Source organism: Streptomyces sp. NPDC058525 (assembly GCF_042719495.1).
Classification (GTDB): domain Bacteria; phylum Actinomycetota; class Actinomycetes; order Streptomycetales; family Streptomycetaceae; genus Streptomyces.
Map to the genome: position 1 here is coordinate 23186 of NZ_JBHXNP010000102.1, position 12029 is coordinate 35214.

Consider the following 12029-nt stretch of genomic DNA (forward strand, 5'->3'; position numbering starts at 1 on the left):
GGGACCCGGCCGGCCGGCATAGCACGAAGCCCTTCACCCCATGCCGTCGACCGCAGCAGCCCATCTCAGGATCTCCGTCGCCTCCTCGGGCATCCCCCGGTCGTGCAGCTCTAGAGCCATCCGGATGATGGACCTGCCCTCCCGCTCCCGGACGTACATCTGACCTAGCGAGTCTGCCAGCCGTTCGTGCCGGCCAGCTTCCAGCGAGGCGAACGCAACTGCGGCCTCCACAGGCGTCAGGAAGCCGACCGCGTCAGACATTGCGGCCACGGCTTCACTCGACCTACCGCCACCCTCAAGCTCAACTGCGGTGGCGGCGAAGCGTTCCGCGGCGCGTACATCAGAATCTTCTCTCCGCCGGTCCCCCCTTCGAGGGGGGACCGGCGGAGACGCGGACGCGCTACCCGCAGCCGTAGCGCCCCTTCGAGAGCCGGCTTTGGGCTCGTCCAGGGCAGCACGAAGCCCCGCGACCTCCCCCTCCAGGAACTCGCAGTTGGAGCACTTGGCCTTCTTGTAGAACTCCACGCGACCGTGCGCCTCGACTACTTCTTGCCACGTGAGGCCGACGGCATCAGCGGAGCCCGCACGCTGCACCGCCAGCCGATACAGCCCTTCGACGAATGACCGCCCCGGATTCCGCTCCCCCCTCAGGTACCTGGACAGCGCCCCCCGGTTCACAGGGCAACCTGCGACCTTCAGCAGTCGCACCAGCTCCACCTGGGAATCGGCCGCAACAGCTGCGGCCACCTTATTGAGAACCTTGAGGAATATCTGCCTCCCCTCGGGCAGCACCTTGCCCGAAGTCGATTCCCGGCCATCCACGCATCCGCCCCCATCGCTGTGCCGCACGGTTCCGACCGGGCGGTCAAACACCATGGTGGACCACCTCGTCAACCATCCACCCTAGATCGGCTGGCAGGCATCACGCCCCCAGCCCCCGGCTTCTGTTGCCAAGTTGCCGCGCAACCCCTGAAACTCCTGGACTCCGGCGGCACCGTTGCCGGTTAATTGGATCTCCGGCGCCTTCCAGCCCGCCGCCGGGATGGAACGCGATCCACAGAGGCGTATCCCACTTTCCTTCGATCCCGCCCATAGCGGATTTTCTGTTCCTCAGAAAGCGACCCGGCAACGGAATGGAGTATCGGTATGATGCTGCCCTCATGGGAGAACACCAAGCTCGGAGCCAAGATCCGCGCTGCCCTCTGGCTTGAGCATGAAGTGGGAGTCGGTGGCATCTTCACCAAGGCCAGGCTGCGTCAGGCCTTCCCGGAGAACACGCAGATCGACCGGCGCGTCCGCGAATTGCGGGACCACGGCTGGCGCATCGATACGAGCCGCGACGACCCCTCCCTAAAGCAAGAGGAACAGAAGTACGTGGCCAAGGGAGCCGAAATCTGGATTCCCGGCCAGGCCTCACTCCCCCGGCACAAGACCGGTCTCAGCCAGGCACAGCGCTCCAAAGTACTGAGCGACGACGGCTTCCTTTGCCGCACCTGCGGCGTCGGCGTAGCCGAGAAGTACATCGACGGCCCGGGGAGCTCCAAGCAGCTGGGTGTGGCACGGCGCGAGGTGCTCCTGCCGGACGGTACTGCCGAGTACCAGCTGGAGACCGCATGTAGCCGGTGCATCACCTCCGGCGCGGGCGATGCCGTCGACCTTGCGGGAACCTTGGCTGCGGTGGCAGCGCTCTCCCCGCTAGAGAAGGGCGTCCTCGCCGGCTGGATCACCGAGGACCGCCGCACCCGCGGCTCGCTGGAACTCCTGTGGGGGATCTACCGCACATTGCCCGCTGCGTCCCGCCAGGCCATCCACGACGCAGTATCCGACAGCGCCCAGCAGTAGCACCACACAAACAAAAGGGGAGCGGACCGTGTTTCGGGAGTTTGCAGCGCCACCGCGCGCTGAAGAATTTAGCGCGCGTATCGAAGGAAGGCTGAAGGAGGTAAAGGAGTCGGGGGGAACGCGTGAGACGGTAACCGTTGACTGGAACTCGCAGACCGCGCATGTCGAAGTCATCGATGTGCCGTTGAGCAGTCTGTACTTCAACCCCGGCACACACCGGATCCGCGCCCAGCGCAGCCACGACCCAATCCGCGACAAGCAGCTGGATGACGCTCCTTGGGAAGATGCCGGCCAGGGCTATCTCGGCTATCTCCTCCAGGCCGATCCCGCCAACCCGGAGATGCGGGACGCCGCCTTTGAGAAGCTCAAGGAGAGTCTCGCCCAGTTCGGCCAGAATGATCCCGGCCTGGTGACCCATCACGGCGTGCTGGTGAACGGCAACACGAGGGCCGCTGCTCTGCGAGAGCTCGGTGCACAGTCGATGCGCGTCGGAGTTCTGCCGGCTTCGTTCACTTGGGCGGACATCAACGCCGTTGAGCTGTCCCTTCAACTCCGCAAGGACCACCGGCGCGACTACTCGTACCTCAACCGGCTGCTGGCGATGGAGGAGCAGGCGCAGCTAGGCCGTACCCCGGAGCACATCGCGAAGGAGTTCCGCGTCCAGACGAAGACCTACCACCAGGAGCGCTGGATCCTGACGACGATCCGGGAACTCATCGAGCGCAGCCGCACCGGGTCCGCCGTCCTGTCACTGCTCGCCTTCGAGGGCGACCAGGAGAAGCTGAAGGAGCTGGAACGGCTCTACAAGAACCTGTCAGAGGTGGAAAGGGACGAAGCCGAGGTCATCAGGGAGTGGCGCCTGGCCGCAATCCTCATGGGGTTCTCCAAGACGGACGTCCGCCACATCGACGAGCACTTCGCCAAGACCGACTACCTGGAGCGCAATCTTCCGGCGGGCTTGAGGGGCGGCGGGGTCACGGCCCCTGACTTCATCAGCGTGCCCGGGCTCGGTATCTCCGTGGCCGGCGACACCTCGAAGGTGTCCGCGGCCCGCGCCCTCAACGACCAAATCCTCCGCGCCAGGGCTGTCATCGATGCGCCCGGCGCCTCCCCCGACAGCGAGCGCCATGCTGCCCGCGAGCAGTTCAACGCGGCTAAGACAGCCTTCGACAAAGCCATCGACGACGCCGGCCGGGACGCTCGTGTACGCAAGCGGAAGCAGCTTGCCCCCGCCCGCCTCGCGGACGCGTGCGCCGATATCGACCAGTGCACCGTCGACTTCGTGGAGGCGCGCGCGTCCCGCACACTCGACGTGCATGCCTTCGACGACGCCCTGCTCCAGTTGCGGAAGAGCCTAGCCAAGCTTGCTGACCAGGCCAGTCGGATCGAATCGGAGGGCGACGGTGTGGCGTGGCTCCTCCGCTGCGCCGAGGCCGAGGCCGACAAGTGAGCGAGAGCACCGAGCAGGCGGTCTCCCTGCACCTCGACTTCGATGAGACGCGGACCAGGGTCGTCTTCAGTGCGGCGTCCGGCTTCGCCGATGACCTCGTCCAGCTGGCCGGCCGCTTCCGGGCCGGCAGCCACCTGGGACCCGGCACCGCCATCGCGGACCTTGACGATGTCCTTACCCGGGTGGACCAGCTGTCGTCATGGCCCGACCAGGCCGGCGTGCAGTGGGCGGACGGCCTCCGGGACCTCGTCGTCAGCACCATTCAGGACGCTGCGAAGGTGGAGCAGCGGCTCCGGGACCCGGAAGCCGCCCTCGCCAGCGAGACACGCGCGGATGAGATCCCAGCCCTTCTGGGCGACGAGTGGACGGCCCCGCTCGGCGAGTTCCAGCGCCGGGACATCGCCAAACTCCTGTCACTGCAGCACGGAGCCAACTTCAGCGTCCCCGGCGCGGGCAAGACGAGGAGCGCCCTCGGTGTCTACGCGGCCCAGAAAGCCGCTGGCATAGTCACGCGACTCCTCGTCGTCTGCCCCAAGTCCGCGTACGAGTCCTGGCAGCACGAGACCGCAGTGTGCTTCCGGCACGCATTGCGGCCGCACGTGCTCGACAAGGCGATGGATCGCTACGCGGAAGTGCTGATCGTCAACTACGAACGGTTGGAGCGGGCGCTCCCCACCCTGTGCGGCTGGCTTAAGAAGGAACCCGCGATGGTCATCCTCGATGAGGCGCACCGCATGAAGCTCGGCGCCCGCGGGACATACGGGGCCGCGTGCATGACGCTTGGCCCGCTCGCCAAGCGCCGACTCATCTTGACGGGGACGCCAGCCCCCAACGGGAGGAAAGACCTGGAGAACCTGCTGGGCTTCGTCTGGCCCGGCCACGGCCAGCGCGCTGTGGAGCGCGCCGTCAGCGGCGGCTCCCTGGCTGACGCGAGCAAGGCGCTGAAGCCGCTGTTCACGAGGACTACGAAGCAGGAACTCGGCTTGCCGCCAATGGAGCCGCGGGTCCGCTACGTAGACATGCCGCCGCTCCATTCGGAGATCTACGACGCGCTAGTAGGCAAAGAGGGGGCGCTGTCAGGCAAGGACGACCTTAGCGCCCTCGGGAAAACGGCACTGCGCCTACTCATGGCCGCGACGAGCCCCGCGCTCCTACTCGAGGGGGGAAACCGATATGAACCTCTGAGCTACCAGCTGGATCCGCTGGAGATCCCTCGCGGGCACTCGCTGTACACGTTGCTGCAGAAGCTTCCAGACTACGAGCTATCACCGAAGTACGCGGAGACAGCCGCAATCGTGGCCAAGAACGCCGCCGCCGGACGTAAGACTCTCGTCTGGACCACTTTCGTACGTAGCCTCACCACATTGGAACGTCTCCTTTCGGAATTCTCCCCTGCCGTGGTCTACGGCGGGACCCCTGACCGAGACGAGCAGATCCGCCGCTTCCGCGAGGATTCAGACTGCAGCGTGCTGATCTCGAACCCCGCGACGCTGGGCGAGGGGATCAGCCTCCACCAAGTCTGTCACGACGCTGTCTACGTCGAGCGGGACTTCGTCGCCGGCCGCTACCTGCAGAGCCTGGACCGGATCCACCGCCTTGGACTCGCCCCCGACACCGAGACACGGGTCACTGTGCTCGCCACCCGGGACACCATCGACGAAGTCGTCGAGGTCAGGCTCGACCAGAAGCTCGAGTTCATGGGGAAGATCCTGGACGACCCCTCCGTGCAGCAGCTGGCGGACCTGGAGGAGGAGCCGTCCGTTGCAGCCGGGCTGGGACCGGAGGACGTGGCCGCGCTTCTCGGGCACCTGAGGAGGCGCTAAGAGAGCCGTTGGCAGCAGCAGGCCGTGCAGGCGCTGCCGCCGACGCCCGCGACTTCATGTGAGGATGGCGTCTGGCGACCCTGCCAGACTTGCTGCTCGCGCCACACATGAGGAGAACCCGATGGCCACCCGGCGGACGCGCCCACAGTTCGACACGCCGCTCGTCTCAGTCGAGATCTGTGCCGGCGCAGGCGGGCAGGCGTCCGGGCTCCATGAGGCCGGATTCGACCATGAGGCGCTCGTGGAGTGGGATGCCCATGCCGTGGCCACCTTGAAGAAGAACATCAAGTCATGGCCGGGCTGGACACTGGATAAGATCGACGCCCTCCAGCCCGGCGACGTGAGGGAATTCCTCAAATCAGCCGAGTACAAGGAAATCATCGCCAACGGAACGAGAATTGACCTGCTAGCCGGAGGCGTGCCATGCCCGCCATTTTCCCTCGCAGGAAAGCAACTCGGCCCAGATGACGAACGCGACCTATTCCCCGACATGCTGGATATCGTAGAGAAGCTCCGCCCGCGCGCCATCATGATTGAGAATGTTCGCGGAATCCTAGAACCCCCGGAAGTATTCATTGACTACCGCCGGAGGATCCTCAAGAGGCTCGAAAAGCTTGGGTACGACGTACCCAAGATCCGCAGCGCCGACTCGCCTCAGAAGCAGGATCGCGATATGCGGCGAGTCTGGCGGCGTATTGACGCGAAGCAGTTCGGGGTTCCTCAACTACGGCCTCGGGCCATCCTCGTGGCAATCCACCGGGATGTAGAGGCGCGGCGCGAGTTCACCTGGCCTGTGCGCGACGACCTGGCCGGCGAAACGCTGCGCGAGACTCTGAACGACACGATGCTCGCACGGTGCGAGGCCTACTGGAACGTCAAGCCAGTTCCGGAAATCGACATGACTGGCGAGGATGTCTACCGCCGATGGCACCGGCGGGCCTCCGAGGCTGAGGAGCGCGGCCTGACGATCGCCCCCACGCTTGTCGGCGGCTCTCGTAAGCACGGAGGAGCCGACCTCGGCCCCACCCGCGCCAAGAAGGCATGGGCTTCGCTCGGGATCGACGGCAACGGCGTCGCCAACAAGAAGGACGAGTGCGATCCCGAACGCGACCTCTTCCGCGAGAACGGACCCATGCTCACCGTCCAACAGGCAGCGCAGGTACAGGGATTCCGCGACTGGTCGTTCTCCGGCGGCAAAACCGCTCAGTACAGGCAAGTCGGCAACGCGTTCCCACCCCCCGTGGCTGAGGCCGTCGGCCGTGCCATCGCCGCGGTACTCCGGCCGGAACACCGGGAGGAACTGATCAAGGGCTACAGCTTCACGGAAGACAGCGCGGTAGACGCGGCCCGCATGGGCGTGGCGGGATCCTTGTTCGCTGAGGAGGAGGCATCCAGGGTGTGAACCCAGACGAATAGGCTCCTGCGGCCTACTGCTCCTGCGGCAGGACACAGCCAGATAGGGCTACTGCGCGCGCTTACCGCTACGGCGCCCGCGTACCGCGTCCGATACCTGTTTCGCACAGTCCGCTGCCCCCTCGTGCTCCCAGAAGCGTAGGACGAGCCACCCCTCCGCAGTGAGCTTCGCATCGGTTTCGCGATCCCGCCTGATGTTCCCTCCGATCTTTTCGCGCCAGTAGTCAGGGTTCGTCTTCGGAGGGACGAAGTGATCGGGACATCCGTGCCAGAAGCAGCCGTCGACGAATACAGCCACCTTCGCTGGACGGAATACCAGGTCGGCCGTCCTCCGCATGCCGGGAAGGGGCTTGGCCGCCACCCGGTATCGCAGCCCGCTCGCATGGAGCAGGGAGCGTAGCGCGCGCTCCGGGGAGGTATCCCTGCTCCGGTTGCCCCGCATGCTCCGACGGTTCGCGGCTGATGAGGCCCAAGACCCTGGCGGCGGGGTCCACAAAGTCCCCTCTTGTGACTGGTCGCTCATGGGAGCCGGAGTGTATCCCGTCCCATGAAGCCGATGCCTTAGCTCCTGAACAGCGGGAGCTGTTGGTGGCCGCGGGCCAGGGCTGTGGGAGGGGTGGGGCGGGGGGTGGTGAGGGTGAGGAGGGTGCGGAGGGCGGCGAGGACTTCGTCGGGGGTGTCTCGGAGTATCGAGGGGGTGGCGCTGACCACCAGGATGCCGTGGGACTCCAGGCGCAGGCGGCGGCGGAGGGTGGCGTGCCAGGCGTCGCGGGTGTAGTGGTACTCCGCCGAGTCGATCTCCAGGGCTACGCCCTCGTCGGGCCAGTAGGCGTCCGGGCTGGCCAGGAAGGTGCCGTCCGGGGTGTGGAGGCGGGCGTTCCAGAGGGGGGTCGGGAGGTCCGTAGCGGTGAGGACGTCGCGGGCCTGGGCCTCGGCGATCGAGCGGACTCCGGCGAGGAGTTCGGCGGCCGCGGCGCGGATCGCGGGGCGGGTGAGGAGGCGGGCGGCGCGGAGTTCGGCGTGCAGGTCGTGCGGGTGGCACCAGCCGGCCTGGACCACCTGCGCGAGGGTCGAGCGGATCCGGTCGGAGTCGGCGTCCGTGGCACGGGAGGCGAAGTCGGCCGCCGCACGCACCGGGCGGGTGCCGGGGATTCCGCAGACCGTGATCGTGCGCGGCCAGCGGGAGGTGGGGAGCGGACGGACCTGCGGGGTGCCGGTGAGCTTGCGCGGGGCGCGGATCAGGACGTCCGCCGGGGTCTCCGGGCCGTACGGGGCTTCGCGGATGCCGAGCAGGGCGAGCGCGGCGCCGCCGGTGAGGGCGGCCGTGTCGCCGGACAGGGGGTCGGCGGTGGGCTCGGCGGCGTAGAGGACGGCGGCGAGGGCGCGTTGGCGCTGGTCCGGGGGGCCGGTCTGGAGCAGGTAGACCCGGGGCAGTAAGCGCTGCCAGGGGCCGCCGGGGCGGGTCCGTGAGGTGATCGTGCCGCCGGGCACACCGGCCGCGGTCAGCTGGTGCCGGGTGGCCAGGTTGAGCTGGCGGCGGGGGGCCGGGGTCTGGCGGATTGGTGGGGCGACCGGGGGCTGGCGGGATGCTCCGGCTTTGTGCGGTGGGCCGCCTTGGTGGCGTGAGTCGACTTGGTCGCGCGGGTGGCGTGGGTCGGCCTGCGGGAGTTCGTGGGGTGGGCTGGCTTGCGGGGGCTCGCGGCGTGGCCGCGAGGCTTGCGGGGGTTGGGGGTGGTGGCGGCTTGGGCGGGGCTGGCTGGAGTGCCGGTCCTGCGGGGGCTGCTTGGGCTGTGGGGGACCCGCCCGGTGGTCGGGGGTGGGGTTGTGGCTGGGGTGGCGGGGTGCTGGGGGCTGCGTGCGCTGCTCTGGCTGTCGGGGAGCGGCCGACTGCTCGGGGAACTGGTTGGGGCCGGGGTGTTGGGGTGGTTGGGGTTGCGGGAGTCGCGTCGGCTGTGGGGGGCCCGACGGGGGGTCGGGGGTGGGGTTGTGGGTGGGCTGGTCGGTGTGGGGTGTGATCATGCGGCGGGTATGCCCCGGCGGGGTGGGGTGGACACCCTTAGTGGTTCGGGTGGTCCGGGGAGAGGAAGACGATCACGCCGGTCTGTGTGCCGGGGCGGGCCTCGACCTCGTGCCAGCCCAGGCGGCGGTACGTGGCCACCGTGTCCGTGGCCAGGCGGGAGGTCAGGAGCCAGGCGCGGCGGTCCGGGGCGTCGGCCGTGATCTCGGTGAGCAAGGCCCGGCCCGTGCCGCGGCCGCGCGCGTACGGGCGTACGGCGAGCTCGTCTATCTCCAGCGCGCCGATCAGGAGCTCCCGCACCCGGGCGGCGCCCAGCTGCGCCGCGACCTGCGCGTACGCGCGGTTCTTCGGGAAGGTGGCCGGCGTGATCCAGCCCGTGGCGAAGCCGTCGATGCCGGTCGCGGACTGGGCGAGGGCCGTACGGAAGCCGGCGCGCCGGGCATCGGCCGGGAGGCGGGCGGCGAATTGGCGAATGGTTTCTTCGTCCTCGTTCCAGGGCGGACCGGAGAAGACGTCGGCGTAGGCGTCGACCAGTTCGTCCGCGAGGTCGAGGACGGCCTGTCCGTAGCAGATCACGATGTCCTGGCTCCTGGGTTAGGCGGGATTTTTCCCTTTGGGTGGGGAGAGTGAATGTATGCCCTTCAGGTTCCACAAGGGCACATCGCGCGGATCCGGCGAGTGTGCGACAAATCCCCTCCCCGCCCTCCGTGTCGACAGGCCCCGCGCCCGCGTTGAGCAGCCGTGGACAGACTGCTTCGGGCGGCCGGCCGGTGTGCGCTCGCCTTTCTTCTCGTCCTGGGCGTCGTGGCGCTGCTGCCGCGCGCCGTACGGGACGCGGTGCCGGACGCCGTGATCGGCGGGGCCGTTGTCGTGGTGGTGTGGATCCTGGGCGCCCGCCGGATGGCCGGGCGGCCGCGTTAGCCTCGTACGGCAGACAAGCGACTCATATGACCGGGAAGACCGAGGAGTTCGACATGGCGCGGGTACCGAGTTCCGTAGTGGCGGCCGCCGGGCTGGTCGGCGGCTACGCCGTCGCCCGCTGGACCAAGAAGCGGCCGCTGGGCGGTGTCGTCCTCGGCGCCGCCGGGATCGCCGCCGGACGCGAGTGGCACCGCCGCGGCGGGGCGCCCGCGGCGGCCGGGCTCGGCGCGCTGTACCTGGCCGGCTTCGCGGGTGCGCACCCGCTGGCCAAGAAGGTCGGTGCGTGGCCGGCCGTCATCGGGGCCGCCGGGGTCGTGGCCGCCGCGTCCTGGGCCGTCGCCGACCGGGGCTGACGGTAATCGGGGCCGAGGGTATTCCGGGCTGACGGGAATCAGGGCCGAGGGTAATCCGGGCTGACGGCAACCGGGGCCGACGGTAATCCGGGCCGACGGAAACCGGGGCCGATGGGAAGCGGCCGACGGGGCTGGGGCCGCCGGGAAGCGGCCGACGGGGCTGGGCCGCCGGGCTGAAGGGCGGCCCAGCCCCGGCGGCCGGGGCTGGGCCGACCGCCGTCGGCCAGGCCAACCAGCTGCCGGGGCTGAGCCGGACGGCGAGTGGGGCTGGCGGCAACCGGCCGCCGGAGCTTGAGCCGCCGGGCCGAAGGCCGACCGCCGTCGGCCGGGCCGGCCGACTGCCGGGGCCAACCAGCTGCCGGGGCTGGGCTGGACGGCACCGGGGGCTGACGGCAACCGGCCGCCGGAGCTTGAGCCGCCGGGCCGAAGGCCGGCCGCCGGGGCAGGCTGGACGGCGGCCCGACCCCCGGCTCATGCGCCGAACGCGCGCGACACCGTGTAGATCACCAGGCCCGCCAGGGCGCCGACCACCGTTCCGTTGATGCGGATGAACTGCAGGTCCCGGCCGATGTGGGCCTCGATCTTGCGGGACGTGTGCTCGGCGTCCCAGCCCGCCACCGTGTCCGTGATCAGCGAGGTGATCTCGGTCCGGTAGTTGGTGACGACGTACACGACCGCGCCCTCGATCCAGCCCTCCACCTTGTCCTGGAGCCGGCCGTCGGTGGCCAGCCGCGCGCCCAGGGACATCAGCGAGGCACGCACCCGCAGGCGCAGCTCGCTCTGCTCGTCCTCCGCCGCCGAGATGATCATCGACCGGATCGCGGTCCAGGCGGAGGCGATCACGTCCTGGACCTCGCCGCGCGCCAGCAGCTCCGACTTGAGCCGCTCGACCCGGGCCCGGGTCTCGGTGTCCGACTGCAGCTCGGCCGCGAAGTCCGTCAGGAAGCGGTCCACCGCCCCGCGCGCCGGATGCTCGGGCATGTCCCGCATCTCCGTGACGAAGCGGAGCAGCTCCTTGTACACGCGGTCGCCGACCTTGCGGTCCACGAACCGCGGGGTCCAGCCGGGCGCACCGCCCTGGACCGCGTCCATCACCGACTCCCCGTGCGTGACCAGCCAGTCGTGGGCCTTGGCGCACACGAGGTCCACGGCGCGGTGGTGGCCACCGTCCGCGACGACCCGCTCCAGCGTCTTGCCGATGCCCGGCGCGATCTCGGCCGTCTCGGCGCGCCGGGTGATGGCCTCGCCTACGACGGCCTGTACGTCGGCGTCGCGCAGTACGGTCAGCGCTCCGCGCAGGGCGGTGGCCAGCTCCGCGGTGACCCGGTCGGCGTGTGCGGGCTCCGCCAGCCAGGCGCCCAGGCGGCCGCCGATGCCGAGGGAGTGCAGGCGGGCCTTGACGACGTCGGAGGAGAGGAAGTTCTCCCCGACGAACTCGCCGAGGGAGATGCCGAGCTGGTCCTTCTTGGTCGGGATGATCGCCGTGTGCGGGATGGGCAGGCCGAGGGGCCGCCGGAACAGGGCGGTGACGGCGAACCAGTCCGCGAGGGCGCCGACCATGCCGGCCTCCGCGGCGGCTGCGACGTAGCCGGCCCAGCCGCCGGCGCCCCAGGCGTGCTGGGCGTACTTGGCCAGTACGTAGACCAGCGCGACCAGGACCAGCAGGCCGGTCGCGGTGGTCTTCATGCGGCGTACGCCTCGGCGGCGCTCCTCGTCGGCGGGGCTGAAGACGAAGGCCGTGGCCGCTCCCGCTCGTGGTGGACGTGGTGGAGGTGGTGTGGTGGCACCTCCGGTGGTGGTGCGGTGGTCCACGTGGTCCTGCCTTCCCCCGGGGCACGCCGGTTTTGTCTGCATAGCATCCGACTACTGGGAGGCGCGAGGAGTTCCCGCCACGCCAATCCCCTGCGGGGTGCATGGCCGGTCCTTGCTTCGCCTCCGCCTGGACCCTGCCCTTGCGGGCCGGGCCCAGGCGGGGTGCGGCTTGTCTGCCGCCGGCCCCCGGCTGCGCCGGTGCCTGGTCGTGCCGCCGGCGCGTGGGGGTGTGCAGGCGGCCTGGTCGGTGGGGCGGTCCGCGGGGCCCCTCCGGGGTGTCTCCTCGGCTCGCGCACTGAGCCTGACCGGACGCCATCAGCCCAGGTTGCGCGCTCGTCCTGCGGGGACCCCCCTGCGCGGCCCCACTCCCCTCCACCACGCGTTCCGCGGAGCCGGCG

The 12029-nt window shown here is 69.4% G+C and carries 11 protein-coding genes; 6 read left to right on the forward strand and 5 right to left on the reverse strand.

Going from position 1 to position 12029, the window contains the following annotated elements; genetic code table 11:
* Positions 1-33 precede the first annotated feature (33 nt).
* The gene (locus ACFWP3_RS34025) at positions 34-876 is read right to left on the reverse strand and encodes a hypothetical protein (protein WP_384228875.1); all 843 of its coding nucleotides are present in this window, start codon (positions 874-876) and stop codon (positions 34-36) included.
* 270 nt (positions 877-1146) lie between these two features.
* Here ACFWP3_RS34025 and ACFWP3_RS34030 point away from each other — a divergent pair, with 270 nt between their 5' ends.
* The 4 genes from ACFWP3_RS34030 to ACFWP3_RS34045 all read left to right on the forward strand — a co-directional run bounded on the left by ACFWP3_RS34030 (position 1147) and on the right by ACFWP3_RS34045 (position 6517).
* On the forward strand, positions 1147-1842 hold the full coding sequence (locus tag ACFWP3_RS34030; protein ID WP_384228877.1) for a hypothetical protein: 696 nt from the start codon (positions 1147-1149) through the stop codon (positions 1840-1842).
* A 28-nt stretch (positions 1843-1870) separates the two neighbouring features.
* Positions 1871-3292, forward strand: coding sequence for a hypothetical protein (locus tag ACFWP3_RS34035; RefSeq protein ID WP_384228879.1), 1422 nt, complete (start codon positions 1871-1873; stop codon positions 3290-3292).
* On the forward strand, positions 3289-5115 hold the full coding sequence (locus tag ACFWP3_RS34040; protein ID WP_384228882.1) for a DEAD/DEAH box helicase: 1827 nt from the start codon (positions 3289-3291) through the stop codon (positions 5113-5115). The genes ACFWP3_RS34035 and ACFWP3_RS34040 overlap by 4 nt, the downstream gene beginning before the upstream one ends.
* Before the next feature lie 121 nt (positions 5116-5236).
* On the forward strand, positions 5237-6517 hold the full coding sequence (locus ACFWP3_RS34045) for a DNA cytosine methyltransferase (RefSeq protein WP_384228884.1): 1281 nt from the start codon (positions 5237-5239) through the stop codon (positions 6515-6517).
* A gap of 60 nt (positions 6518-6577) precedes the next feature.
* Here the strand turns inward: ACFWP3_RS34045 and ACFWP3_RS34050 are convergent, their stop codons facing one another.
* From ACFWP3_RS34050 to ACFWP3_RS34060, 3 genes are all read right to left on the reverse strand, one after another.
* A complete protein-coding gene (locus ACFWP3_RS34050) occupies positions 6578-7051 on the reverse strand; it encodes a very short patch repair endonuclease (RefSeq protein WP_384228886.1) in 474 nt (157 codons plus the stop codon).
* A 38-nt stretch (positions 7052-7089) separates the two neighbouring features.
* Positions 7090-8019, reverse strand: coding sequence for a hypothetical protein (locus ACFWP3_RS34055; protein ID WP_384228889.1), 930 nt, complete (start codon positions 8017-8019; stop codon positions 7090-7092).
* A 565-nt stretch (positions 8020-8584) separates the two neighbouring features.
* On the reverse strand, positions 8585-9121 hold the full coding sequence (locus ACFWP3_RS34060; protein ID WP_384228891.1) for a GNAT family N-acetyltransferase: 537 nt from the start codon (positions 9119-9121) through the stop codon (positions 8585-8587).
* 165 nt (positions 9122-9286) lie between these two features.
* On the opposite strand from ACFWP3_RS34060, the gene ACFWP3_RS34065 reads away from it, so the two are divergent.
* Positions 9287-9466 carry a hypothetical protein gene (locus ACFWP3_RS34065; RefSeq protein ID WP_384228894.1) on the forward strand — a complete coding sequence of 60 codons (180 nt, stop codon included), beginning with the start codon at positions 9287-9289 and terminating at the stop codon, positions 9464-9466.
* Between the two features lie 53 nt (positions 9467-9519).
* Positions 9520-9819, forward strand: coding sequence for a hypothetical protein (locus ACFWP3_RS34070; RefSeq protein WP_384228899.1), 300 nt, complete (start codon positions 9520-9522; stop codon positions 9817-9819).
* Positions 9820-10290: 471 nt separating this feature from the next.
* Here ACFWP3_RS34070 and ACFWP3_RS34075 read toward each other — a convergent pair whose 3' ends face one another.
* On the reverse strand, positions 10291-11505 hold the full coding sequence (locus tag ACFWP3_RS34075; protein WP_384228901.1) for a DUF445 domain-containing protein: 1215 nt from the start codon (positions 11503-11505) through the stop codon (positions 10291-10293).
* Positions 11506-12029 lie beyond the last annotated feature (524 nt).